The sequence below is a fragment of the Methylobacterium organophilum genome (assembly GCF_022533465.1).
Classification (GTDB): Bacteria; Pseudomonadota; Alphaproteobacteria; order Rhizobiales; family Beijerinckiaceae; genus Methylobacterium; species Methylobacterium organophilum.
The window spans coordinates 3,718,701-3,744,826 of record NZ_CP092848.1 but is presented as its reverse complement, the minus strand read 5'-3'; the positions used below and the strand labels follow the sequence as shown (position 1 = coordinate 3,744,826).

Genomic DNA, 26,126 nt, shown 5'->3' with positions numbered 1-26,126 from the left:
CATGCAATCGGGCGGTGCAAACGGGCCATGGCGCTGATGTCGTATCTCTCCCGTGATCGGCTGGGCACGTACTACTTTCGCAGGGTGATCCCGGCGGAGCTGCGCCCCTTCATGCCGGCGCCGTGGACCGGAAAGGCGAACTGGAAGCAGAGCCTCAGGACCAAGGAACCGGCTGCCGCCAAAAAGGCCGGCTCCAGGATGCTGCGCGACTGCATGGCCAACTTCGAGGTGGCGGAGCGGGCAAAGCGCGGGGAGATCCCAACGGCTCTGGCTCGACGCCCTGCCGCGATGCCCGGGCCTCAGGAGGAGGCGGACGTGCCGGCGGAGCTGCTCGCTGCGGATGAGGCCGAGCGATCGGACGGGGATGCTCGCAGACAGCTCCAGACCGCCGCCGAGCGTTCGCAGTGGCCCGACCTGATGCCGGTCGCCTTCGGCCGCCGCGGGATGGCTGAGGACCACCACCACGTCTACGGCGGTGATCCGCTCGATGTTGGCCTTGGTGGCGGCTTCCCGTTGCGCTTCCTCGAAGAGGCGCACGATGCCCGCAGCCACGCCCGTCTGGTCGTTGCTCATGGTCTGATCTCCGAAGGGACTGCTAGAGCGGTTCCCGCCTACGTAGCGACGGCCAAGTCGTTGTCGTAGCCGGCGGCGGCGAGGCTGTTGCGGCACTCGTCTGGGGTGAAGCGGGTGAAGGCGTGCCGGATGGCGTCCCAGAGGTCTGGCAGGGTGCGGGCGGCTGCGCTCCGCAGCAGGGCTTTCAGCTTGGCGAAGATCTGTTCGATCGGGTTGCACTCGGGGCTATAGGGCGGAAGGTAGAGCAGCCGGGCGCCGGCCGCCTCGACCCGCTCGCGGATGCCGCTGACCTTGTGAGCTTGCAGGTTGTCGAGGATCACGATGTCGCCGGGCCGCAGCACCGGGCCGAGGCGGTTGGCGACGTAGTCGCGAAAGCGCTGGCCATTGGTAGCGCCATCCGCGAGGTCGAAGGCGCACAGGCCGGTGGTGCGCAGGGCGGCGGTGACAGTGGTCGTTTTGTAATGGCCCTGGGGCACGAGGAGCCGGCAGCGCTCGCCGCACGGGGCGCGGCCGTAGCGGCGGGCCATGTTGGTGGCGGCCGCCGTCTCGTCGAGGAAGACGAGCCTGTCGGGGTCGCGGTCAGGCTGGGCCGCGAACCACGCTTCACGCGCCGCCTTCACGTCGGCCCGCTCCTGCTCCGTTGCGTACAGCGCCCCTTTTTACGGGTGATCCCATGGCGAGCGAAGAAGCGTGACAGCCCGCTCGTGCTGGTCTGCACGCCCTGCTCGGCCAGGGCGTCGCGCACCTCACGCAGGAAGCGTTCGGGCTGGGCCTCGTCGAGGGAGAGGATCAGATCCGCATGCGCCTCGATCGCCGGCAGGCGGTCGTCGCCGTGTGTCGGTTTGGGGGCGGCGTGACCCTGCTGCGCAAACCGTTGCGACCAGCGGCTGGCGCTCGACACGCTCACCCCGAACCGCGCCGCCGCCTGATGGAAGGAAGCGCCCTCTGTCACGGCCGCCACGACGCGCTCGCGCAGATCGACAGACAACGGTGAAGGCATCGCTGGATCCTTCACCGGTCAACGCTCCAGCCACCGTCCTGTCGCAACACCGCCGGGAACGGCCCTAATCGCCCAACGCGCCGCATCCCAACGACGTTCCGCAACCAAACAATTAGATTTCTCCGAAATCCTTAGTCCCGCCACTGCCCTTGATTGGATCAAGCTATAAAAGCCGTGCCTCTATGCCTCCAAATAGCTCGCGGCGAAAATCAATCAATAAACTGCAGGAGCTATTTGACAACTATGCTTTCATATAGCCTAAGAGCGCACCTAGTATATTCGTATATATGCTGTTTTGTTAAATAATCATTGTAGAACCGATTTGCATTCTGAGTTATGTATGAAAAATAGCCCGGAGCTTTGCTCTCAATCGTCAGGTACTCAACCACGTCAGAGTCATTATCTATTGGTATATAATGCTCCCAAGCATGTAATGCGCTGAAATAAAACAGCATACTATTGGATTTGTATTTCATCAGAACTGAATTCGACTTCAATGAATTAACTATACGCGCGCAAGTAGCGCCATTTCCATCCATAGATATAATAAATTTGTTAGCAAGCTGTTCCTGTAAAGCTATTTTCTTGTTGGTTCCGAAACCCATTGCTGCAAGTTTTTCGAATGTTGCCTGATTGTCGAACTGAACTATAACAGGCAAATCAAAATAGACATCGCTGCTTCCACGGAAATTTAATGCAGAGCGAACTCGCTGAACTTCTCCACTGAGTAGATGCTTTTCGGTGATAGTTCTCATCGGGTTACCATCAACTACCTGCAGAGGAGCGCCAGTCGTTGAGCCAACAAAAATTGCTTTACAAGCCTTATCGTCAAACAACCTATTATCTACAAATTCTACGGACTCATAAAAGTTATATAGAAAGAAATCTATGTCTGGTATCAACATATTATTGCCATTTATTTCTTTTTGAAAGGAAAAAATCGGAAAGCTAACGTTCGGCAGGTCGCCGTCATCAGCGTAGACGCCGAATGTGTATTTAGATTTTGGAGATGCATCACAGAATATTTCTTTAAAGAAGTTGTGATATACAGATGCGCGGTACCTTAACGATTGATTTTCCGCATCCACGTTGCTTAAAAGCGAGATATTCTGGTTTTCTAGGCCGAATACCAATAGCCCCCTATATATGTTCGATAAGTTTAAAAGATTCGACCTGATTACTGAGTCATCAAGCTTTTCGACATCCTTCCATCGAAGGATATCATCGATGAAGAATGGAAGATATTTTCCAACCTGTATGGACATATCGAATCTCCCGGCTAAATCTGATCAGATCAGTTCTGGAATTGTTGAGAACCGGAATGCTGGCGCTCGATTATTTTAAAGCGCCAGCATGCTAGGATAAACACGAAGCTTTGATCTATACCAGTGATATCATCAGGAAGTGCAATGCTTTAGCTTCGCTCGGCCGAACTGGTGCTAACGGTTGTCAATATCCTCCACCCGGATGATGTAGTCCTCACCCGTGTAGGAGCCGACCTCCACCTTGATCAGTTCCAGGGGAATCTTTCCGGGGTTGGTCAGCCGGTGCATCGAGCCTATCGGCAGATAGACCGCCTCGTTCTCGTGGACGAGGAGGATCTGATCGTTCAGCGTCACCTCGGCCGTGCCCTTCACCACCACCCCAGTGTTCGGCCCGGTGGAAGTGCTTCTGCAGCGACAACCGCCCGCCCGGCGTCACCATGATCCGCTTCACCTGGAAGCGTTCGCCGATATCGATGCGCTGGTACCAGCCCCAGGGCCGGTACATCCGGCGATGGGCATCCGCTTCCGGATGGGCCTTCTCCCGCAGGGCGCCGACCAGGTCCTTGACCTTGCCTGATCGGGCCTTCGAGGCGACCAGCACCGCGTCGGGGGTCGAGACCACCACCATGTCGTCGAGCCCGACGACCGTAGTGAGCCCGTCGCCCTCGCTGTGCACGAGGCTGCCCGTGGTCTCCACCAGCTCGACGCGGCCGCGCACGGAGTTGCCGTGGGCGTCCCCTCCAGCACCTGCCAGACCGCGTCCCAGGTGCCGACATCCGACCACGCGAAGGACACCTTGAGCACGCCGGCGCGGGTCGTCCGTTCCATCCCCGCGTAGTCGATCGAGGTTTTCGGCGCCTGCGCGAAGGCGCTCGCTTCGAGCCGGATGAAATCGAGGTCGGTCATGGCGTTCGCCAGGGCCCCGCGGGCGGCCTCCAAGACCTGGGGCGCGTCCACCTCCAGTTCGGCGATCATCACGTCGGCCCGGAACAGGAAGTAGCCCGAGTTCCAAAGGGCGTCCTCCCCGATCAGCCGCTCGGCACCGGCTGAGTCCGGCTTCTCGACGAAGTGCGCGACCCGGTGGAGATCGGGCGCGCCCGGAATGGCCTCGCCCGTGCGGATGTAGCCGTACTCGGTCGCGGCCCGGGTCGGCGCGATGCCGAGGGTCATGATCAGGCCGAGGCGGGCGCCGATGGCGGGCTGCCGGGCAGCCTGGGCGAAGGCGGCGGCATCCTCGATGACGTGGTCGGCGGCCATCACCAGCACCACCGTCTCCGGCCCCAGGGGCGCGCCGTGCACGGCGGCCACCGCCACCGCGGCGGCGGAATCGCGGCGCTCGGGTTCGAGCAGGATGTCGGCGGCGATGTGCGCCTGCGCCAGCTGCTCGGCGACGATGAAGCGGGACTCGGCCGAGGCGATCACCGTGGGCCTGGCAAACACGCTCCCATCGGGAACGCGGCGGACCGTCGCCTGGAAGGTCGAGGTCTCGGAATTGACCAGCGGCGTGAACTGCTTGGGCATGCTCTCGCGGGAGGCCGGCCAAAGCCGCGTGCCCGAGCCGCCGCACAGAATCACGGGTAGAATCAGATCACTTGTATGCATAGGATCAACCTTTTATACTGCCAGAACATTCTTTTCAGAAAATATAAGGATGCATGTTAATTCGTCCAAAATTCTCGACATATGACAATCGGCTATGTAAATCATCTTGCGCACATAGTAACAATGACGAAACACCTACTCCGATCATACGGTTGTCACTATCTGTGAATTTACTTAGATCTTTCACACCATTACTAATAATTACAATACTAACGCGAATTCCAGAACTAGTTGCATCATGATTGTGTATTCTAAAGCACAAATTATTATTTCCTCCAATTTCGACAGCAACCGGGCGGGAGTTATTGATTGAAATTTTTATCTCTTGATCAGCCGAATGTGCTTTGAGTTGCAAATAAAGCAAGGCGTCAGTGCTTAAACCTGCAACATAAGCATGTATCTGAGCCTCGCTATCTGATGCCCAAACGCCCCAATCCTCAGGCTTGTGCCAATTGCTTCCATACCGAAGTAAGTATCCCTTAAGATTGTCATGCGATACAACAGGATCGATGTTTGCCGCAAATTTATACAATATACCCGGCATTATGGAATGTAGTTCGCTCATGCGAGTTTGGTGGAGAGAAGCCTGAACAGCAACTTCGATAATTCCGTTTGAAATCTCGTTCCACGTTCTGCATTGATAGGAAAGAACTATTTTCTCTCTTTCCAAGCGGTATTCCGAGTTGAAAATCAAATGTTGAATTGCCATTATAAATGAATCTAAGCTGCCGCTAAGAAAATATTCCGCGAATTCACCGCCGGCCTCTGTTAGAGATGTATTTCGAGGTATGAGAGGTACCTTTCCATAAAACAGACTTTCTGTGATTGGAAGCCCCCAGCCCTCATAATGCGAATTGTAAAGCGTAAATAAGCAACACTTGTACAAATAACTCAAATCATTGTCGCCAACATTTGAGAGTATAGTCACCTTGCTTTTCAATATCGAGCTGTTATTATAGCGTGACATTGCGGACTCAACTAACCAGCCAAGCTTTCCGACGCAGATTAAGTTCGGAATGTTATCAATTCCGTGAGTGCGGCAAAGCTCAATCCACGCATCAAAGATAAATAGATGATTCTTTCTGCTCTCGATTGTACTAACAAATAGGACATAGGGACGAGCTGTCGCCCGGCTGGTAACGGCGGAAATTTTCGAATGTTTTTGAGTAAATTCCGGAGCAGCATCTAGTCGACATACGACGGGATCTATCTTCAACCCGTGAATAGACCAAGCTGCATCTTTTACATCTTTTGCTGTTTGAGAAGAATTCACGATTATGGCGTCTGCTTGAAGCAGAATTGCATATGCCCACTGCGTAAATTCACAAACAAGCTCTGGAGAACAATGTTCCGGTACCTTCATCGGGATCAAATCATGGATGAATGGAACATATTTTGCCCCAAAGCCCTCCTTTAACTCAGAAACTGCATTTATATAATTAGGTATCCACCAAGACGTTCCAAGATTGACGAGCACTGATTTTTCTGTGAAACCCGCGTAGTCAGAATTGTTCATAAAAGAATCGATTTCTTTGATAGCGTTACGCCAGGCTTCATCTTCGATATCATACCCAGTCTGCGACAACACCATCGCCGTTGTGAGCAAATCTAAATCAATTGCCTTCCAAAATCCGTACGGATAGATCATCGCAATAGCACGGTACCTTACATTTTTCTCAACAGACAGTATTACTTTTGTTTGGACTCTTTGAATTCCTGTCGGAGCGCGATTTTGTCTCCAGTATTGGAGAAGGTCGCTGACATCAAAACATAAATCAATGTCATCCTTGAAAACTGATGCCAGACCCTCATTCGATTCCGGCGATGCATCAATCTTAACTGCCATGTCCATCTCCGCTGTTGTTAACAAGATCATCTTCTTATCGGTCTCAATTGGATTGATGATGTTTTAATTCCTAGAGCAGCAACAAACTGCGTCATTCATGACACATGTATATTACACATTTATACGAATCTTAGATCCGCGAAATTGAGCCGACAAGTCAGTGCAGCTTGATTTGCAAGATGTCCCATTAATAGTACATGGTAGCGGTATCCATCAAGCCAAACGGATGGGACGTTACAGTACAATATGGTGCGAAAACCCAATGTATAACAACGTAAACACTAACTGCACGGTGCCAGCCGAAGATTCGGCAGTTTAGTTTTGTAGTGAGGGTATTTGGGGCGCATCATTTCAAAGTGCTTGAAGTTTCATCTATAATTACGGTTCTCCTAAATCCGGCTCACCAACGTTGCGTCATGCCAAATCAGCACTCTTTCCACAGTCTCGCGGCCGCTCACATCTTCATTGTGACGGCTAAAGATCATTAGTTTCAATCCTTCGTTAGAATGGCACCGGCGACGTGCGCTCTTTAGTCCGCTACGGCCGAGCTGGCTAGAGCCGTTCCCGGCGGTGTTGCGACAGGACGGTGGCTGGAGCGTTGACCGGTGAAGGATCCAGCGATGCCTTCACCGTTGTCTGTCGATCTGCGCGAGCGCGTCGTGGCGGCCGTGACAGAGGGCGCTTCCTTCCATCAGGCGGCGGCGCGGTTCGGGGTGAGCGTGTCGAGCGCCAGCCGCTGGTCGCAACGGTTTGCGCAGCAGGGTCACGCCGCCCCCAAACCGACACACGGCGACGACCGCCTGCCGGCGATCGAGGCGCATGCGGATCTGATCCTCTCCCTCGACGAGGCCCAGCCCGAACGCTTCCTGCGTGAGGTGCGCGACGCCCTGGCCGAGCAGGGCGTGCAGACCAGCACGAGCGGGCTGTCACGCTTCTTCGCTCGCCATGGGATCACCCGTAAAAAGGGGCGCTGTACGCAACGGAGCAGGAGCGGGCCGACGTGAAGGCGGCGCGTGAAGCGTGGTTCGCGGCCCAGCCTGACCGCGACCCCGACAGGCTCGTCTTCCTCGACGAGACGGCGGCCGCCACCAACATGGCCCGCCGCTACGGCCGCGCCCCGTGCGGCGAGCGCTGCCGGCTCCTCGTGCCCCAGGGCCATTACAAAACGACCACTGTCACCGCCGCCCTGCGCACCACCGGCCTGTGCGCCTTCGACCTCGCGGATGGCGCTACCAATGGCCAGCGCTTTCGCGACTACGTCGCCAACCGCCTCGGCCCGGTGCTGCGGCCCGGCGACATCGTGATCCTCGACAACCTGCAAGCTCACAAGGTCAGCGGCATCCGCGAGCGGGTCGAGGCGGCCGGCGCCCGGCTGCTCTACCTTCCGCCCTATAGCCCCGAGTGCAACCCGATCGAACAGATCTTCGCCAAGCTGAAAGCCCTGCTGCGGAGCGCAGCCGCCCGCACCCTGCCAGACCTCTGGGACGCCATCCGGCACGCCTTCACCCGCTTCACCCCAGACGAGTGCCGCAACAGCCTCGCCGCCGCCGGCTACGACAACGACTTGGCCGTCGCTACGTAGGCGGGAACCGCTCTAGGTAGGGGACTCATACAACCAATTGCTTTCTCTTGCGTTTTCTTCCTGGGTATGGGGCTTCCTGCGTAGGAGGATCGCAATGGCACGGCTGTTCTGGCTCTCGGACGAAGCCTGGGCGCGGATCGAACCGCAGTTGCCTCACGGTCAACCGGGCAAGCCGCGGGTCGATGACCGGCGGGTGATCAGCGGCATCCTACATGTGCTGAAGGTCGGCTGCCGCTGGCAGGACACGCCCTCTGCCTACGGCCCGCACACGACGATCTACAACCGCTACAACAGGTGGTCTCAGCGCGGTGTCTGGCAGCGGCTTTTTGCCAGGCTCGCTGCCGCAGGTCCTGTCCCCGAGGAGCTGATGCTCGATGCCTCTCACGTGAAGGCACACCGCTCGGCATCCGGCGGAAAAGGGGGGCCTGGATCCAAGCCATCGGCCGCTCGCGCGGCGGCTTCACGAGCAAAATCCATTGCTTGGCCGATGGTCGTGGCCGACCGATTGCGTTCACCCTGACACCGGGCAACGTGGCCGACATCAGTATGGCGTTGCCTCTGTTACAGGCCGTCGTACCACCCAAGCGCCTGATTGCCGACAAGGCCTACGACGCACAGAGCCTGAGGGATTGGTTGAAGAGCCGCAAGGTGATCGCCACCATCCCGTCCACGGCCTCCCGGACGGTCCCCTACAAGCACAGCCGGATCGCCTACCGGCGGCGCAACCGGATCGAGCGCCTGTTCGGCCATCTCAAAAACTGGCGGCGCGTCGCGACCCGATATGACCGTTTGTCTTGCAACTATCTGGCCGCCGTCGCGCTCGTTTCCTGTGTCGTCGCATGGACCTGAATGAGTCCACGACCTAGTCCTTAGGTCGCACCAGGCCCTCCTCCCCCGCCGTGCAACCGCCTGGAGGGAGGTCCGGGGTGGGCATACGGGGGAAATTCTGGCTCGCCCCGCGTAGGGTTACGTCTCGCGTGTGTGACCCTCTGGGCAAAGCGAGAGGAGGGCGCCCGATGAGCTGCCTTGACCGCTCAGCCCATCAGGTCGTACAACGCGGACCTTCAAGGCGGCTCCAGGCCACTGATTTATAAGCAGAATTACGAGCGGCCGAGCCCTCCCGTAGGGCGCGCCATTTGCGTACAGAAGTGCGAACACCAGCCGTACCTTGGACGGCACCGCTGGCAACAGCGGCTTCGAGGTTAGCCTTATCGCCGACGATGCGGATGACATCGTCATCGACCTCGACGCGATCGACGATGGATTGCAGCCAGGCCTTGCGGAACGGGATTTCCCCGGTCGTCACGTTCTTGCGCATGAGCGTCCCGAACCGTTCGACCAGTTCCGGGGAGATGGATGCCGGAGGGTGTTCCGCTACACGGATGCGATCCAGCGCCGCCTTGGCGCGGTCGCGTTCCAGCTTCAACGCCGCCAGCCGCTCGCGCAGGATGTCGTCGAGATCGGTCAGACCATCCTCGACCATCGCGTAGAGCCGCTTGAGCTTGTCCTGCGCTGCCGTGACCTCAGCCAGGAGGCTGTTCACGCGGCCATCGACCTCTGCCGCTCTATCGGACCGCAAAGCCCACAGCGAGGCCAGCGTCGCGCGAAGCCGGTCGGGCTGCAGCAACTCGGCGACGAGATGATCCGTCACCAGGTTGTCGAGCTTCTGCATCGGGATCGAGCGTCCCTTGCTGCCGGTTTTGCCCTGGCGACCGTGGGTCGAGCAGGAATAGTACGTGTACACTCGCCCCGATTTCGAGGTGCCGGTGCGCATCGTCATCGGCCCCGAGCAGGTGGCGCAGGTAGCCAAGCCCGTGAGCAGGACCGGCCCGGTCACGACGCGGGCTGGCGTGGCGCGCGGATTGTGCGCCTTGAGCGTTGCGTCCACCGCCTCGAACTCGAGCCGGTCGATGATGGCCGGCACCTTGATCGGGATGTGCTCGGTCTTCGGCTTCTCGACGAGGGTCTTCGAGTCGCGCCGGTTGAACACCCACTCGCCGATATAGACGCGGTTGGTCAGAATGCCGTGGATCGTGGCGACGCCGAAGCGGGCCCCGTTGCGGGTGCGGTAGCCGCGCTCGTTGAGCCAACAGGTCAGCGCCTTGATCCCCAGCGGACCCGAACGGCCGTCACCATTGCGATAGAGTTTGAAGATCAGCCTTACGGTCTCGGCCTCGACCGGATCGACGACGAGGCGCTTCTTGGCCCGGTTGCCGCGCTTCTCGCGTAGCCGAGCGGTAGGGTTGCGCCGTTGTAGAACCCCTGGCGCGCGTTCTCCTTCATGGCTCGAGGACATGCTTGGCGTTCTCGCGCGACTGATACTCGTCGAACAATGCGATCACTTGGCGCATCATGACTTGCGCGGGATCGTCGCCCAACTCCTGGGTGATCGAGACGAGGCGTACGCCGGACTTGGCCAGGCCGCGCACGTACATTTCCAGGCCGACGCCGTGCTGCTGAAGTGGATCCGCACCGTCCATCTCGGTTCGCGCCAGACCTACGGCGCACCGCGTGTCCACGCCGACCTGCGCGAGCAGGGCGAGCGGCATTCTCGCAAGCGCATCGCCCGGCTGATGCGGGAGGCCGGCCTCGTCGGAGCCAGCCATCGACGCGGCGGTCACGTGACGACGCGGCGCGATCAGGAGGTGCGGTCGGCCCCCGACCTCGTCGACCGCAACTTCAGGGCCGAAGCGCCGAACCGGCTGTGGGTCGCTGACATCACCTACGTGCCGACCGCGGTCGGCTTCCTCTACCTCGCGGTGGTGTTCGACGCCTTCAGCCGGCGGATCGTCGGTTGGGCGATGACCAACCACCTGCGCTCGGAGTTGGTGCTCGACGCCCTGGAGATGGCCGTCACGCAGCGCAAGCCGCGCGACGTGATCCATCATTCGGATCAGGGCTCGCAGTACACGTCGCTGGCCTTCGGCAACCGATGCCAGGAAGCGGGTGTACGCCCGTCGATGGGCTCGGTCGGCGACGCCTACGACAATGCCATGGCCGAGAGCTTCTTCTCCACCCTCGAATGCGAGGTGCGCGCCCGCCGCCGCTTCCGCTCGCAGGCGGAGGCACGCATGGCCGTCTTCAGCTACATCGAAGGCTTCTACAATCCGCTGCGCCGCCACTCGGCGCTCGGCTACCGCTCGCCGCTCGTCTACGAGCAAAAGACCGCGTCAGAACTGCCAATCGAGACCTTGCTCAGCCAAGCCCCCTGACCGTCCACAAAAACGGGGCAATCCCAGCCTATCGGCTTGGCCCGTGTGCGTCCTTCCCGCACGAAGGCCTCGTGCCAGCGCACGGCACTGGCGGGACCGACCTCGAACCGTCTGGCGGCCTCCCGGCGTGAGGCGCCTGCCTCGATCGCCATCATGACGCGTTCACGCAAATCGGCCGACAGGGCTGAGGGCATCCGGCGCTCCTCTTGGAAAGCCGGGCATGGAATCATATCCGCGCCGCTCTCGGAACCCCAGACGATTCAAGCCGGTCGGACACCGCTCTGGCTTCAGAATGAAGGCAGGCCAGGGGACAAGGTCAGCTACCGGGGAAGGCCGACGAGACGCGCGAGGCTTTCGAGGGCGGCCGGTTCCATTCGGGCGATGTCGGCTTCCTCGACGAAGAGGGCTACCTCACGGTGGTCGACAGGCTGAAGGACGTCATCAAGACAACCTCTTCCAATCGGGGAGCCCTGCCCCCGGCCATAACGTCCGCCATTCGGCAGCGGGTTTCAGGCCTTATCGGCTTCCTCCGGTCGCCAGCATGCCCGAGCTTCAACCCGAGGCCAGTTTTCGGTAGGATGACGGTGTCATGTGGAGGCGGTTGCTGAAGACGTGGGTCATGTGGCTCTGGTCGGAAAAGCCACAATTGGCCGCGACCACCTTGAGCGGAAGGGTCGATTGCGCCAATTGCTGCTTGGCGCGCAGGATCCGTCTCTGCATCACGTATGCATGTGGCGGACACCCGAATTCACTGCGAAACTTGCGCGTGAAGTGAAACACGCTCAGCCGGACGACTCCGGCCAATTCCGCAAGGGTAATCGGTTGATCGAGATTGTCCTCAACGTATTGCGTGATCAGCCGTCGTTGCAAGAGGGAGAGACCGCCGTGCGCCGCCGATGCCCGGAACTGGACCTCCGTGTAGTGGCGCAGGAGATGGATGCAGGCGCATTGCCGGACGGATTCGACGTAGAGGGGACTGCCGAGCCCGCGCTGGCGCGTCTCCTGCGCCAGGGCCATTACCATCCCGGCGAGCACGGGATCGTCCGCCCGCAGCACGTCGCGGAGGTTCACGGTACTGATCTCGCGTTCGAAGAGGTCCGACGCCGCTGCCATGAGGTGCGAGGGTGACAGATAGAGGTGCAGGACTTCGGTCGGTTCCGTCCAGCGCCAGTGCGAATGAATCTCGTGGCTCAGGAAGGAGATGCTGCCGGGCGCCACGAGATCGTTGCGCCAATCGCCCTCACAGCGGCGGTGCATCGGCGTGGCGCCGTCCATGTAGACGACGATGAGCAGATCCTGCATCGGCGGAATAGGCACGTCCGATGGCGCATAGCGGTAGCCGCGCACACGGATATTGTCCCACTGCAGAGCGGCACTGTCGACAGTCACCTCACCGGGCACCCAGATGGGCAATTCATCGGGTGTGATCAGTGCGCTCATCGGAAGAAGCTCACTGCTTCAGTGTCTGGTAGCAAAACATCGTTCATTCCGACCGCCAAGCGAGCTGCAACAAAGAATTGCATTGCCCTCTTTCTCAGCGTTGGCGCTGACGAGACTCGCAAGTCGCATTATATTGCACATCCGTGAAGCGCAAGCCACCGAGAACGATCCGGCGCTGGCGGCTCGGCCACGTTCCAGTACGTAGACAACCGTCTCCCGCTCCGATCTCTCGTCATTTGGACGAGGTCGAAACCTAAGACAGAGACGTGTTGCGACGGCCTCTCCCGCGCGGAACCCGCATCCGCTTCGGGCGGAGCGCGTACTCGCTCGCGAACCCGTCGGCCGGAGGGCCGAGGGGACCGGACAGCAAAATCAGACAACAGGTCGCTGCGGCCCGTTCAAGACTGCACGCCCGCATTGGCGGCTTCATGGCGTTACCGGTCGCTTAGGGAGGTCAGCGCAGCCGGAACAAGGGAACCGGGGGCCGACTCAACCGAGCGCCTCTCGAGCTGAGCTGTCCCAGCGAGCATGCCGTTCCGATCGATCAATCACGACGAAATCGGCCAGAATATCTCATAAAAATACGATAGGGAGAAAACGATGTCTGACGCGATCTCTTCCGCGGAAGTGAGCCACGCGCGCGCGCCGACACTGAGCCTAGACGCCATGATTATCGGCACGGGTGTGGCGGGCCTATATGAAGTTTATCTCCTGCGGCAGCAGGGCCTGTCGGTGATGGCCTTCGATACCGCCTCGGATGTCGGCGGAACTTGGTACTGGAACCGTTACCCGGGCGCACGGTTCGACTCGGAAGCCTATATCTACCAGTATCTCTTTTCGGAAGAGCTCTACAAAGGCTGGAGCTGGAGCGAGAAGTTTCCCGGTCAGCCCGAGATCGAGCGCTGGATGCACTACGTCGTCGATCGGCTCGACCTGCGCAAGGACATGCGCTTCGACACCACGGTCACGACGGCGCGCTTCGACGAGTCGACCGGCCGCTGGCGGGTGGAGACCGACCGGGGTGACGTGATCGACACTCGCTACCTGATCACCTGCTGCGGGATGCTGTCGGCTCCGCTGACCTCGGCGTTTCCGGGCCAGAACAGCTTCGAGGGGACGCTGTTCCACACGGCACGCTGGCCCAAGACCCCCGTCGACTTTTCCGGCAAGCGAGTCGGCGTGATCGGCATTGGCGCCACCGGCATCCAAGTGATCCAGACCATCGCCGACAAGGTCGGGCACCTCACGGTCTTCGCACGCACGCCGCAATACACGCTGCCGATGAAGAACCCGACCTACGGGGGCGCCGAGCAGGCCGCCTACAAGGCCCGCTTCCAGGAGCTGGCAGGCCGGATCCCGCACACCTTCTCCGGCTTCGAATACGATTTCGAGAACGGCGCGTGGGCCGATAGGACCCCGGAGGAGCGGCACGCGATCATCGATGAGATCTGGCGGGACGGCTCCCTCAAGCTGTGGCTGGCCTCGTTCGCGGAGATCTTCTCCGACGAGGAGGCCAGCGAGACGGTGTCGGAATTCGTGCGCGCGAAGATGCGCGAGCGGCTGAAGGACCCCCGCCTCTGCGACATCCTGATCCCCACGGATTACGGTTTCGGCACGCATCGCGTGCCGCTGGAACGCGGCTTCCTCGACGTGTTCCACCGGCCGAACGTGACGCTCGTCGGCCTGCGGGAGACCGCGATCTCCGCCATCACTCCCAAGGGGATCAGGCTCGCCGACGGGACCGAGCACGCGCTCGACGTGATCATCCTGGCGACCGGCTTCGACGCCGGGTCCGGTGCGCTGACACGGATCGACATCCGCGGACGCGACAACCGCTCCCTCAAGGAGGAATGGGGACAGGACATCCGCACCACCATGGGTCTGCAGGTCCACGGCTACCCCAACCTCTTCATGACCGGCGCGCCCCTCGCTCCCTCGGCGGCGCTCTGCAATATGACCACCTGCCTCCAGCAGCAGGTGGAGTGGATCAGCGACTGCATAGACTACATGCGGTCCAAGGACGTGCACGTGATTGAGGCGACGAAGGCGGCGCAGGACGAGTGGGTCGAGCATCACGACGCGCTCGCCGAGGCCACGCTCGTGACGAAGACCAACTCTTGGTACATGGGCTCGAACGTCGCCGGCAAGCCGCGCAGGCTCCTGTCCTACATCGGCGGCGTCGGCACCTACCGCCAGAAATGCACCGCCGTGGCTGAGCGCGGCTATCCCGGCTTCACCTTCCGCTGAGCCGACACGACGGACCACCACCGTCGATGAAAACGGGGCACGGCCTCCGGTGCCGTGCCCCTGCTCTTCAGCATCATGGGAGGCAGGGTATGACTGACATTTCGACATCGGCCGACTTGCGGAGGGAGCCCCTCGACGCGATCCTGCGGAACGCCGTCGCTTCCGAAGCCGGTGTGCCGGGGGTCGTCGCGATGGCGACGGACCGGCACAGGACGATCTATGAGGGCGCGGCCGGGCGCAGCCGCATCGACGGCGATGCCGCGATGACCCCCGACAAGGTCTTCGCGATCTTCTCGACAACCAAGGCGATCACCGGCACGGCGGCGCTCCAGCTCGTTGAGGAGGGACTACTCGACCTCGACGCGCCGGCATCGACCTACGCCCCCGATCTCGGGCGGCTGCAGGTTCTCGATGGCTTCGACGCGGCCGGCGAGCCGCGCCTGCGTGCGCCCAAACGAGCCGTCACCACGCGGATGCTGCTGCTGCACACCGCCGGGTTCGGGTACGACTTCTTCAACCGCAACTATGCGCGCTTGGCCGAGGAACGGGGGCAGCCGAGCGTCATCACGAGCTCGAAGGCGTCGTTGATGACGCCGCTGCTGTTCGACCCGGGCGACCGCTGGGAATACGGCAGCAACCTCGATTGGTGCGGTCAGGTCATCGAAGGCATCACGGGGCGGCGGCTCGGCGAGGTGCTGCAAGCGCGGATCTTCAAGCCCCTCGGCATGCGCGAAACGAGCTTCGTGCTGACCGACGCCATGCGTCGGCGCCTCGCCAGCATGCATGCCCGCAATCCCGACGGCACCCTCGCGGCGATGGATTTCGAGCTGCCGCAGGAGCCCGAGGTCCACATGGGCGGTCACGGCCTCTACAGCACGGCAGGCGACTACATCCGCTTCATCCGGATGTGGCTGAACGACGGCGAGGGTGAGCACGGCCGCGTCCTCAAGCCTGAGACGGTGCGGCTGGCCGAGCAGAACCATCTGCGGGGCCAGACCGTGACGATGCTGCCGGGCGTGATCCCCTCGCTCTCGAACGATGCGGAGTTCTTCCCCGGACAGAAGAAATCCTGGGGGCTCAGCTTCATGATCAACGACGAGGACGCGCCGACGGGCCGGCCCGCCGGCTCGCTCGGCTGGGCAGGTCTTGCCAACCTGTTCTACTGGATCGATCGCCGCAACGGCGTCGGCGGCTTCTGGGCGACGCAGATCCTGCCGTTCGGAGACCCGGTCTCGTTTGGCAGCTATCTCGCCTTCGAGTCCGAGGTCTATCGCGGCCTGTAAGAGTGCCTCACAAACTCCCGACCCCGGACGGCTCTCGCCTTGAGTCTGACGGCGCCACGGGAGTTTTGTGAGAGACGCTAAAGGCGCGAGCATTCGCTGTCCGGTACGAAGATCGGCCGAGGTCGAGCGAATTTGGAGGGGCGGATCCGGACGGCAATCCCCGCCTGTCCTACGGGATCGGGGGCGACATGCAGTGATGCCCCCCGATCCCGCTCGGCCTTTCGCATCGACGCCGCCAGGGTCCGGGCAATCGATCCCGAAATCCAGATCCGCAAAACGACACCGTTGGGACATTTTCCATGGAAGTGATCGCCGGTTCCGTGGGAATAAATGCGGCACAATCAATCTAATCGACCATTTTCCGCACAATTATTGCGAGTATAGAAAAATATTTCGGATCAAGATAAAATATTTATCTTGCTCGTTCTGCGACAGCAGAAATTATGATGACAAATACTAGAGAAACAAAAACATCGCGCCGTCTGGCGCAACAACGAATGCTGCGCTCAAAAAATTTCGAAATCTTGGGGGCATATGATGATCATGGGATTTCTAGGGCATCGTCCCAAACGGTGGTTTCCGGCTTTCGAGACAAGACGATGCGAAAACAAGGGTCGGGAGCACCGTCCCGAATCCGATATCCGGGACGATGCTCGAGCGCTCTTCGCCGAAGCGGATGCCGGATCGGTGAAACAGAGCGCGTCAAAACAGCGACCGGGCGCCGTTCCCGATTGCAACGCGACCGGACGCCGCTCTAGCCGAAGAGTGAGTTGGCTGAGGAAGAGTGCGGCCGATTTGGTTCTCCTCGCCACCGCGACCTGCCTGCCCAGCCGGAACGCGCAGGCGCAGGAGATCATGCCCTATGATTTCACCGTTCTGCCGGCCGGAACGACCCTGGCCATGGGCTACTATGCCTATGGCCACAACACCGATTACAGAATCACGGGCGGGCCGACCCTGCGGGACTCGGGCCTTGAGGTTCACGCCGGCATCGCCCGCCTCGTGCACTATGGTGAGATCGGCAGCATCCGCGGCGGCGTTCAGGTTTTCCAGATCTTCGGAGGCCTCCAAGATGTCCGGATCGGCTGTCAGCCCGTCGCGAGCACATTCGGCGCGCAGAACGTGACGCTCTCCGCTTTCTTCTGGCCCTACATCAACGTCGATTCCCAAACGGCGGTCATGGTGCTCGGCTTCATCAACCCGCCCACGGGGACCTACGATCGCTTCGCCGCGCTCAATCTCGGCGACAACCGCGTCAGGGGGACGGTCCAGCTCGGGCTGCAACAGGGCTTTGGCGAACACCTCGGCCTCGATCTCGCCTACGACGCGCAATTCTACGGCGAGAACGACCGCGCCTTCCCCGGCACCGGCCTGCTGACACAGGCACCGACCCACCGCATCCAGGCCTGGCTGAATTGGCGATGGAATCCGTCCTTCAGTACCTCGATCGGGTACACCGGGATCTGGGGCGGCGCACAAAACTTGAACGGCCTCCCCACCGGCGCGCGCACCGAAACGCAGAGGATCCGCTTTCATGGCGGATACTTCATCGATCCGACGCTTCAGATCGGCCTCGAACTCAACCACGACCTCCATTCTGAGGGCGGATTTCGACAGGATTTTGGAGCGATCATGCGTGTTCTGAAGGTATTTTAGCAACTGGCGTGATCCCCTCGCTCTCGAACGACGCGGAATTCTTCCCCGGACAGAAGAAGTCCTGGCGGCTCAGCTTCGTGATCAACGGCGAGGACGCGCTGATGGGCCGGCTCGCTCGGCTGGGCGAATCTCGCCAACCTGTTCTACTGAATGGATCGGCGCAACGGCGTCGGCGGCTTCTGGGTGACGCAGATCCTGCCGTTCGGCGATCCCGTATGCCGAACAGTTTCGGCGGATCGTGGCACAGACCCAGGGCTCGGCTGTACCGCTGTTGCCTTGGCTCGCCGGATACCCCTTGAAGGCCATGGGCCTCGCGGAGCAAGGGCCGCATCTTCTCGCCGTGGTGCGGTGGTGCGTCGATCATCCGCGATCCGGCATCTACCTGCGCCAGGCCGATATTCCTGGTGTCCACAGCAAGTTCATCGAGGCTCATCGCCCGGTCTTGGCGGAGTTGCTCTATCTCGCGTACCGCCCGAGACGATCGCTGGCGAGCGCTCTGGTATCGTGCAGTTCGCCGCGTGATACAGGTTCCGGGAGAAGCCCACCCGCATCCGCTTCAGGACCCTCGACCCGTCCAGGCTGCTGCGGAGTGCAGGCGCACGGGATTGTAGAAACCCTCGATGAAGGTGAACACGGCCATGCGGGCCTGTGCCTGAGAGGCGAAGCGCCGGCGGTCGAGCAACTCGCACTCCAACGTCGCGAAGAAGCTCTCGCACATTGCGTTGTCGTAGGCGTCGCCCACCGAGCCCATGGAGGGCCGCACGCCCGCTTCGCGGCAGCGACCGCCGAAGGCCCGCGACGTGTATTGCGATCCCTGATCGGAGCGATGGATCACGTCGCGTGGCCGGCGCACCGGCACGCGCTGATGACGTGCATCGCCTGTGCCTACCTGCAGCACCTGCGTTTGGCTGAGCCCGACCGGACGGATCGGGGGAAAAAAGGTGGCCAGCCTACCGGGGCCGCCGCCGTCTCCGAGCCTGCCAGCCATGCGTCAGGCCATCATCGGGCAGTTGTTCGTGGCGCTCATCCCGCCCGTGCAATGCCCGCACTGCCGGCGCCGCTTCCGGCTGCCGGCTGACCTCAAAGTGCCCAGGTAGTGCTAGAGGCTGTTACGGACCGGTGAGTGCGCCAGATTTGAAGGGATGCAATCCCGCCGCGCCTACCCCTCCGATGTCAGCGATGAAGAGTGGGCCGCTGATCGCCCCTTACCTGACGCTTCTGCCTGAGACTGCCGCGCAGCGGGAACACAGCCTGCGAGAGGCCTTCAACGGTCTGCGCTACATCGTGCGCTACGGCGTGGCTTGGCGCGCGCTGCCCCACGACTTGCCGCCCTGGCACTCGGTCTACGATCAGGCCCAGCGCTGGCTGCGAGGCGCGAGGGCCATGTCGCACTTTCGCCTCGTAGGCCTGACCAATGCGTCGGGCGCTTCGACGACTTGGAGCGCGCGGAGGTTGGCTCTCGGCGTTAGTGAGACCGCCTGGCGTTGATAGGAACGTGTTATCGAAATTATCTCGTCACCTCAATGACATACGTGTTCGCATTTTTATTCGACGTGGCGCGCCATCCTTCCCGAGCCTGATCCGGCCGGACTTTTTCTGGATTTCAGCATCGCGAAGCCTCTGCCGGGCACGCCGTCGGGCGGCGGGCTGAGGCCGTGTTCCCGGTGCGACAGGGCCGGCCGCGCGGGCCGGACCGGGGTGCCTCACGGTTTTTCGGTGAGCGCACCCCGGGGGCATGACCCCGCGCTACAGCTTGGCGGTCAGGGTAGCCAGCACGGAGAGGGGGGCTCCGGGCAGGTTGTTGAACATGTTGAACGGCTGCTCGATGTAGCGCGCGTTGGTCAGGTTGCGGGCGTTGATGGCGAGGCGGTAATGCTCGTCGACATCGTAGTACAGGGCCGCATCCACGCGGGTATAGGCGCCGACCGTGTAGCTGTTGTTCAGGTCGCCGAAGCGCTTGCCCACATAGGTCACGCCGGCGCCGATCCCGAGGCCGCGCAGGGCCCCCTCCTGGATCTGGTAGGTCGTCCAGACGCTGCCGCTGAAGGCCGGGGCGGCGAGCAGCCGGTTGCCCACCGCGAAGGTCGTGTCCCGGGTGATCCGGGCATCGAGATAGCCGACGCTGCCGATCACGTTCCAGCCCGGCAGGATCTCGCCCGCGAGGTCGGCCTCCACGCCCTCGGAGCGCTGCTGGCCGGTGATGACCGAGAAGCCGGTATGGACCGGATCGTTGGCCGAGACGTTGTTGCGCGTGATCTGGAAGGCGGCCGTGGAGAGCGTGAGGGTCGGCAGGATGTCGAGGCGGCTGCCGACCTCGTACTGCTCCCCGGTCTCCGGCGGCGGGTTGACGGTGTTCAGGACGTTGTCGGTCTGCAGCTTGAACGAGGTCGAATAGCTCGCATACAGCGTCAGCGGCTCGACGGGCCGGTAGATCAGCCCGACCCGCGGCGAGGTGCCCGACAGCGCCTGCGTCGGCGGAATCGTGCGCGAGGTCAAGGTGCGGCTGAAGTAGAACTGCTCGCCGTCGTCGTAGCGGATGCCGAGCAGGAGCTGGAAGCCGGCGCCGAGCTCGATCTGGTCCTGGGCGTAGAGGCTCGTCAGCGCGTTCTTCTGCTTCAGGTCGGCCTGGAGTGCGAGGGCGCCGGGGGGCGCGCCGAAGGTCGGGTTGAGGAAGCTGACCGAGGCGACGTTGCCCTGCGTCGTGTAGGCGCGGCGATAGCCGTTGGTGTACTCGACGCCGACGAGGACCGTGTGGCGCAGGCCGAGAAGGTCGAACTTGGCGACGACCTCGCTCTGGCTGTCCACGGTCGCGTAGGTCGAGGCGACGCCGGTGTCGCGCCGCGTGACCAGGGTGTTGCCCTTGGTCAGGCCGGTGGCGCGGGTGGCCAGCAGGTCGAAGCCGCCTCCCTGCGCGCTGAGCACCTGGCGCAGGGTGATGTTCTCGTTGAGATCGTGCTCGACCCGGAGCAGCCCGAAATTGGCCGCCGCGTTGTAGCGGGAATAGGGCTCGCCGTAGTAGCGCGCGATGTTGTCCAGCGGCACGCGCCCGTTCACGGCGATCAGGCCCTCGTCGTACTGGCTGTCCACCTTCGTGAACTCGCCGACGAAGGAGATGCGGGTGTCGGGGCTCGGGCTGTAGGTGAAGGCGGGCGCCACGAAGTTGCGCGTGTTGGTCCGGTCGCCGAAGTTGCGGAAGGTCGGGTCGTCCTGGAGCGCGAAGCTCACGCGGCCGGCCAGCCCGTCGATCTCGGGGATCGCCCCCGACACCGAGCCCTGCAGGCGCCGGAAGCCGAAGCTGCCGCCCTGCAGGGTGAGGTCGGCGGAGGGGGCGAAGGTCGGGCGCCGGGTGACGATGTTGATGAGGCCGCCGGGATCGCCGCGCCCGTAGAGCACCGAGGCGGGGCCCTTCAGCACCTCGATCCGCTCGACATCGGCGAGGTCGCGGGTCACCACCGCGAAGTTGTTGGCCTGGTTCAGGAGCACGCCGTCGATGGCGTAGGTCTGGGTCTTGAAGCCGCGGATCACGAAGGTGTCGGACCGGCCCTGGATCGTGCCGGCGGGCTGCACGTTGCTCACGTTCTGCAGGGCATCCGTCAGGCGGAGGTCCTGCTGGTCGGTCAGCACCTCGCGCGGGACGACGTTGACGGATTGCGGGCTGTCGCGCAGGGGCGTGTCGGTCCGCGTCGCCGTGCCGGAGCGGGTGGCGCGATAGCCGCGCACCGGGCTGACGGCCGTTTCCTTGCCGGGGCCGTTGCCCGTGACGCTGAGTTCCGAGAGGACCGTCTCCGCCTCGCCGTCGACACGGACGACGTCAGGCCTGGCGAGCGCGGCCTGGGGCGGCATCGCCAGGAAACCGAAGACGGCGCTACCGGCACAGACGGATAGCAACTTATAGTTGCGCACCGATCTTTTGGCTCTGCTGACGCGTGACATGCTGGGGATTCGTTCCAGGCCGCAAACAACATGCGATCTCATCGGGCGTTATTCGGCGGCCCTGCCCTTGTCCAATGCCCTCTGCCGTGAGCACCATGTAAAACCGATGTTCCGGGGCGAAGTTGCAGAAAAATCACAGATTGGAATTATTTAAATGAAGGATTTCACGTCGATTTTTGCGAAGAATGGGCCGCATTATCGTGCCGCTTTATTTGTCGATGTCTCATGAAAATCGCTGTTGAACAGTCGCTGGCGGCCGCTCTCGACGCGTGGCGGTCGCTTCCGTGCCTGTTTCGGCCCAGATGAAGGCCGCTTCCGGCAGGCGCGTGAGGCCCCGGCAGGCCTACGCGCCGGTCAGATCTCGATCTCCGTCCCGACCTCCATGGCCCGGCGCGGCGGGATGCAGAAATAGCTCGCCGTCTCCTCGGCATTGCGCTGCATCAGGGCGAAGATCTCCTCGCGCCAGCCCGTCATGCCCGGCCGCGCGTCGGAGGGGATCACCGTCTCCCGGCCGATGCAGTAGCTGATCGCGTCGGGGTCGATTCCGGGCAGCAGGCCGGCTTCGGCCGCGCAGCGGATGCCCTCGGGCACCTGCGGCTTCTCCATGAAGCCGAAGGACAGGATCACCCGGCGCATTCGATCGGTGATCGGCACGACCCGCGCCCGCTCGCCCGCCGGCACATAGGGCACGTCCTCGCTCCGGATCGTGACGATCAGCACCCGCTCGTAGATCGCGTGGACGTGGCGCACGAAGCTCATCAGCGGCAGGGGCACGCCCTCCTCCGCCGCGGTCAGGAAGGCCGCCGTGCCGGGCACGGTCGGCAGGTGCTTGGCCTCGATCCGGGCGAGGAAGTCGGCCTCCGGCATCCGGATCTCCCGGCGTGCCGCCTCGACCAGCTGCATGCCCCGGCGCCAGGTCAGCATCAGGAAGGCGACGCCGGCGGCGAGCGCCAGGGGAAACCAGCCGCCCTCGAGGAGCTTCAGGCTGTTCGCGCCGAAGAAGGTGAGATCGACCAGCAGGAAGGCGCCGTTGGCGGCCAGCACCAGGGCCGGGTTGAAGCCCCAGTGCAGGGCGACCAGGGCGGCGAGCACGGTGGTGATGACCATCAGCAGGGAGACCGCGATGCCGTAGGCGCCGGCCAGCGCGTCCGACGAGCGGAAGGCGAGCACCGCCCCGAGCGTCGCCAGGGCCAGCAGCCAGTTCACGATCGGGACGTAGATCTGGCCCTCCTCGTGGCTCGCCGTGTGGGTGATGCGCAGGCGTGGGAAGAAGCCGAGCTGGATCGCCTGTTGGGTCAGGGAGAAGGCGCCGGAGATGATCGCTTGCGAGGCGATCACGGTGGCGAGGGTCGCGAAGGCCACCAGGGGATAGTGGATCCAGGCCGGGGCGAGCTGGAAGAACGGGTTGTCCGCGGCGGCGGGGTCCGCGAGCAGCAGCGCGCCCTGGCCGAGATAGTTCAGGGCGAGCGCCGGCAGTACGATCGTGAACCAGGCGAGCCGGATCGGCAGCCGTCCGAAATGCCCGAGATCGGCATACATCGCCTCGCCGCCGGTGACGGCGAGGAAGGCGGCGCCCAGCATGGCGAAGGCGGTGCCGGGGCCGGCCTTCACCAGGTAGCCGAGGGCATGGAGCGGGTTCAGGGCCTGCAGGATCGCCGGATCGGCCGCGATGCCGAGGAGGCCGATGGCGCCGATCACGGCGAACCAGACCAGCATGACCGGACCGAAGATGCGGCCGATGAAGCCCGTGCCCTTCCGCTGCACCGAGAACAGGCCGATGAGGATGACGAGGGTGATCGGCACCACGAAGGGCGCGAGGGCCGGGGCGTCGACCTTCAGGCCCTCCACCGCCGAGAGCACCGAGATGGCGGGCGTGATCGCCCCGTCGCCGTAGAGCAAAGCCGCGCCGACCAGCCCGACCACGAGCAGGAGCGCCTGCCGGGAGCCGGGCCGGGCGTGGCGGGCGCCGAGCAGCGCCAGCATCGCGACGATGCCGCCCTCCCCCCGGTTGTCCGCCCGCAGGATCAGGATGGCGTATTTGAGCGCCACGATCAGCACGAGCGACCACAGGATCAGGGAGACCGAGCCGAGGACGGCCTCCCGCGAGAGCGCCTCCCCGGCCCCGGCGGCCCGGACCGTCTCCTTCAGCGCGTAGAGCGGGCTCGTCCCGATATCGCCGTAGACGATGCCGAGGGCGCCCAGCGCCGTGGCGACGACGGTGGGCCGGGCCTGGGCGGCCTCCGAACGCGCGCGCGGTCCAGCATCCATGGCCTTCGCCCCTTCATGCGATCCGGACGCGGGATCGGCGGGGCAGATACAGGCGACGGCCTCCTTTCGTTCCCCCGGGCCGGGCCGCTCACGAGGTTGTCAGGACGGCGCGCCGGCGAGGGGCGTCCCGACGACACCCTCCGGGCCGGGTGACGATCGGCCCTCCCGCGCCTCCGGCCCCGTCAAAAGGGGGGCGGTTCGATCAGAGGGGGCCTCTAGACGATGATTTGAAGCAGTGTCTGGGTATCCCAAGCAGGCGCCCCGCTCCATTTTGCAATTCAAAGATGAATTTATAAAAATTCACACAATTTAAAATCATTTAAACCACAAGTTAATCAATGCAATACATGACTATACGCTCATCAACGGGCGGTGATTGGAACGAAATCTATGAGAATTGGGACCAAGCTCACAGCATCTGCCGCCGTCTCCGGCGTGCTCGTCGGTGGGATGATCGTCAACCAGTGGCTGAGCAACCGCGCGGTCCTCGACGGCATCGCGGCGGTCGGGCGCGAGCAGACGATCCTGAGCGGGGTTTCGGCGGCGCAGCTCGCCTTCAGCCAGATTCTCCTGGACTACCGGACGATCGTGTCCGGCAGCGCCCAGGACGCCGCCGCCGCCCTGGCGGCCATCCGCAAGCGTGCCGAGACGGCCGCCCGCGGGCTCGACGAACCGATCCGTATCGCCCTGAAACCCGGCGTGCTTCAGGAGACGCAGGTCGCCCTGGGCGAGATCGCCCGCTCGGCCGAGGCCTTCGAGGGGGCCACGCACCGCTCCCCCGACCCGGCCGCCGCCGCCCGAGCCGATGCCAAGGTGCGCGAGGTCGCCGGCAAGGCGGAACGGGTGATCGACGAGTCGCGTGTGAATGCCGAGCGGTTCACCCAGGCCGCCACGGAGGCCGTGTCGGACCAGACCAGCCTGGCGAGCCGGATCGGTCTCGGCTCGGGTCTGCTCGTCCTGCTGGCCATCATCGGTTCGGCGTTCTTCATGATGGGCAACGTCGCGCGGCCGATCAAGCGGATCGGCGCCATCCTGATGCAGCTCGCGGAGGGCCGCACGGACACGGAGATCCTGTTCGTGGAGCGCAAGGACGAGATCGGCGAGACCGCGCAGGCGGCGCAGATCTTCAAGGACAACCTCGTCCGGATCCGCGCCCTCGAGATCGAGGCCGAGGCCAACCGCGCCTCGGCGGAGGAGCAGCGCAAGGCGGGCATGCGGCAGATGGCCGACGGCTTCGAGGCCGCGATCGGGGCCATCGTCGGCCAGGTTTCGTCCGCCGCGACCGAGCTGCAGGCGACCGCCCAGCAGATGACGAGCACCGCCACGCACACCGCCCACCAGTCCACCACGGTGGCGGCCGCGGCGGAGGAAGCCGCCTCCAACGTCGGAACCGTGGCGACCGCCGCCGAGGAACTCGGCAGCTCGGTGCAGGAGATCGGCCGGCAGGTGCAGGGCTCGGCCGTTCTGGCGCAGAACGCGGTCGGCGAGGCCGATCAGACCGCACGCCTCGTCCAGGCGCTGAAGACGACCTCGACGCGGATCGGCGACATGGTCGGCCTGATCTCCAACATCGCCAGCCAGACGAACCTATTGGCCCTCAACGCTACGATCGAGGCGGCCCGGGCCGGCGAGGCCGGCCGGGGCTTCGCGGTGGTGGCCGCCGAGGTCAAGGAGCTCGCCAACCAGACCGCGAAGGCGACGGAGGAGATTGCGGGCCAGATCGGCGAGATCCAGGGCGTGACCGATCAGGCGGTGGACGCGATCGGCGGGATCACCAATCGCATCCGCGAGATCGACACGGTCACCGCCTCGATCGCGGCCGCCGTGGAGCAGCAGGGGGCGGCGACGCAGGAGATCGTGCGCAACGTGGCCCAGGCCGCCACCGGCACCGGCGAGGTGACGACCAACATCGCCGGCGTGGCCCAGGCGGTGGACGAGACGGGGGCGGCGGCCAACCAGGTGCTGTCCTCGGCCTCCGAGCTCTCGCGCCAGTCCGAGCGCCTCTCGGCCGAGGTCGCCCACTTCCTGGCCACCGTGCGCGCGGCCTGAGATCGAGGCGACCGGGCCCCTCGCCCGGCCGCCCTCTCTGCCCTGTCGGGCACGGCGCCTCCCGGCCGCCGTGCCCGTGCCGCCGCTCCGGCCCGGGCGGTCCTCACCCGCCCCCTTCCGACGAGGACGTGGCGTTAAGTATTCACCGGATAGGCTCAGCGCTGCCGCGT

Annotated in this window: 14 protein-coding genes and 9 pseudogenes; 13 read left to right on the top strand and 10 right to left on the bottom strand. The window is 62.9% G+C overall.

What is annotated here, in order from left to right; all coding sequences use genetic code 11:
* Window positions 1-27: 27 nt before the first annotated feature.
* A complete protein-coding gene (locus MMB17_RS17665; RefSeq protein WP_241099730.1) occupies window positions 28-642 on the top strand; it encodes a DUF6538 domain-containing protein in 615 nt (204 codons plus the stop codon).
* Here MMB17_RS17665 and MMB17_RS17660 read toward each other — a convergent pair.
* The 4 genes and pseudogenes from MMB17_RS17660 to MMB17_RS17645 form a co-directional block, all read right to left on the bottom strand.
* Window positions 612-1,573 (bottom strand): IS630 family transposase gene (locus MMB17_RS17660; protein WP_241099727.1). Its coding sequence is split into 2 segments (ribosomal slippage): window positions 612-1,222 and window positions 1,222-1,573, totalling 963 coding nucleotides; the frame shifts between segments, so codons are not numbered across the junction. The genes MMB17_RS17665 and MMB17_RS17660 overlap by 31 nt on opposite strands.
* Before the next feature lie 230 nt (window positions 1,574-1,803).
* On the bottom strand, window positions 1,804-2,838 hold the full coding sequence (locus tag MMB17_RS17655) for a glycosyl transferase family 90 (protein ID WP_241099729.1): 1,035 nt from the start codon (window positions 2,836-2,838) through the stop codon (window positions 1,804-1,806).
* A 174-nt stretch (window positions 2,839-3,012) separates the two neighbouring features.
* A pseudogene (locus tag MMB17_RS17650) lies at window positions 3,013-4,440 on the bottom strand (mannose-1-phosphate guanylyltransferase/mannose-6-phosphate isomerase).
* Window positions 4,441-4,474: 34 nt separating this feature from the next.
* Window positions 4,475-6,286, bottom strand: coding sequence for a glycosyltransferase (locus MMB17_RS17645; protein WP_241099728.1), 1,812 nt, complete (start codon window positions 6,284-6,286; stop codon window positions 4,475-4,477).
* A gap of 620 nt (window positions 6,287-6,906) precedes the next feature.
* Between MMB17_RS17645 and MMB17_RS17640 the strand changes: the two genes are divergently transcribed.
* Window positions 6,907-7,868, top strand: a protein-coding gene (locus MMB17_RS17640; RefSeq protein ID WP_241099727.1) for an IS630 family transposase whose coding sequence is annotated in 2 segments (ribosomal slippage) — window positions 6,907-7,258 and window positions 7,258-7,868 — 963 coding nt in all. Because the reading frame shifts where the segments join, the coding sequence is not laid out codon by codon here.
* 94 nt (window positions 7,869-7,962) lie between these two features.
* Window positions 7,963-8,717 (top strand): annotated as a pseudogene (locus MMB17_RS17635) (IS5 family transposase).
* A 193-nt stretch (window positions 8,718-8,910) separates the two neighbouring features.
* Here MMB17_RS17635 and MMB17_RS17630 read toward each other — a convergent pair.
* A complete protein-coding gene (locus MMB17_RS17630; protein ID WP_241099726.1) occupies window positions 8,911-10,164 on the bottom strand; it encodes a recombinase family protein in 1,254 nt (417 codons plus the stop codon).
* 145 nt (window positions 10,165-10,309) lie between these two features.
* Here MMB17_RS17630 and MMB17_RS17625 point away from each other — a divergent pair.
* Window positions 10,310-11,080 (top strand): annotated as a pseudogene (locus tag MMB17_RS17625) (IS3 family transposase); the annotation flags it as partial.
* 20 nt (window positions 11,081-11,100) lie between these two features.
* Here MMB17_RS17625 and MMB17_RS17620 read toward each other — a convergent pair.
* Window positions 11,101-11,274, bottom strand: a pseudogene (locus MMB17_RS17620) (IS630 transposase-related protein); the annotation flags it as partial.
* 358 nt (window positions 11,275-11,632) lie between these two features.
* Window positions 11,633-12,520: an AraC family transcriptional regulator gene (locus MMB17_RS17610; RefSeq protein ID WP_241099725.1), complete on the bottom strand. Its 888-nt coding sequence runs from the start codon at window positions 12,518-12,520 to the stop codon at window positions 11,633-11,635.
* A 600-nt stretch (window positions 12,521-13,120) separates the two neighbouring features.
* On the opposite strand from MMB17_RS17610, the gene MMB17_RS17605 reads away from it, so the two are divergent.
* From MMB17_RS17605 to MMB17_RS25425, 5 genes and pseudogenes are all read left to right on the top strand, one after another.
* On the top strand, window positions 13,121-14,767 hold the full coding sequence (locus MMB17_RS17605; RefSeq protein WP_241099724.1) for a flavin-containing monooxygenase: 1,647 nt from the start codon (window positions 13,121-13,123) through the stop codon (window positions 14,765-14,767).
* A gap of 89 nt (window positions 14,768-14,856) precedes the next feature.
* Window positions 14,857-16,050, top strand: coding sequence for a methyl acetate hydrolase AcmB (gene acmB, locus MMB17_RS17600; protein WP_241099723.1), 1,194 nt, complete (start codon window positions 14,857-14,859; stop codon window positions 16,048-16,050).
* Between the two features lie 795 nt (window positions 16,051-16,845).
* A complete protein-coding gene (locus tag MMB17_RS17595; protein WP_241099722.1) occupies window positions 16,846-17,706 on the top strand; it encodes a transporter in 861 nt (286 codons plus the stop codon).
* A gap of 2 nt (window positions 17,707-17,708) precedes the next feature.
* Window positions 17,709-17,919: pseudogene (locus MMB17_RS17590) on the top strand (1,4-butanediol diacrylate esterase); the annotation flags it as partial.
* A gap of 25 nt (window positions 17,920-17,944) precedes the next feature.
* Window positions 17,945-18,103: pseudogene (locus tag MMB17_RS25425) on the top strand (DUF3322 domain-containing protein); the annotation flags it as partial.
* A gap of 159 nt (window positions 18,104-18,262) precedes the next feature.
* Here MMB17_RS25425 and MMB17_RS17585 read toward each other — a convergent pair.
* Window positions 18,263-18,556 (bottom strand): annotated as a pseudogene (locus MMB17_RS17585) (integrase core domain-containing protein); the annotation flags it as partial.
* On the opposite strand from MMB17_RS17585, the pseudogene MMB17_RS17580 reads away from it, so the two are divergent.
* Window positions 18,557-18,784, top strand: a pseudogene (locus MMB17_RS17580) (IS701 family transposase); the annotation flags it as partial.
* A 64-nt stretch (window positions 18,785-18,848) separates the two neighbouring features.
* Window positions 18,849-19,074: pseudogene (locus MMB17_RS17575) on the top strand (transposase); the annotation flags it as partial.
* Window positions 19,075-19,452: 378 nt separating this feature from the next.
* Here MMB17_RS17575 and MMB17_RS17570 read toward each other — a convergent pair.
* Complete coding sequence (locus MMB17_RS17570; protein WP_241099721.1) at window positions 19,453-21,639, bottom strand: TonB-dependent siderophore receptor; 2,187 nt, start codon at window positions 21,637-21,639, stop codon at window positions 19,453-19,455.
* Between MMB17_RS17570 and MMB17_RS17565 the strand changes: the two genes are divergently transcribed.
* Entirely contained in the window at window positions 21,602-21,793 is a 192-nt protein-coding gene (locus MMB17_RS17565) for a hypothetical protein (protein WP_241102311.1), read from the top strand. The two genes, MMB17_RS17570 and MMB17_RS17565, sit on opposite strands and share 38 nt — an antisense overlap.
* 200 nt (window positions 21,794-21,993) lie before the next feature.
* Here the strand turns inward: MMB17_RS17565 and MMB17_RS17560 are convergent, their stop codons facing one another.
* Window positions 21,994-23,907 carry a potassium transporter Kup gene (locus MMB17_RS17560; RefSeq protein ID WP_241099720.1) on the bottom strand — a complete coding sequence of 638 codons (1,914 nt, stop codon included), beginning with the start codon at window positions 23,905-23,907 and terminating at the stop codon, window positions 21,994-21,996.
* A 390-nt stretch (window positions 23,908-24,297) separates the two neighbouring features.
* Here MMB17_RS17560 and MMB17_RS17555 point away from each other — a divergent pair, with 390 nt between their 5' ends.
* Window positions 24,298-25,956, top strand: coding sequence for a methyl-accepting chemotaxis protein (locus MMB17_RS17555; RefSeq protein ID WP_241099719.1), 1,659 nt, complete (start codon window positions 24,298-24,300; stop codon window positions 25,954-25,956).
* Window positions 25,957-26,126 lie beyond the last annotated feature (170 nt).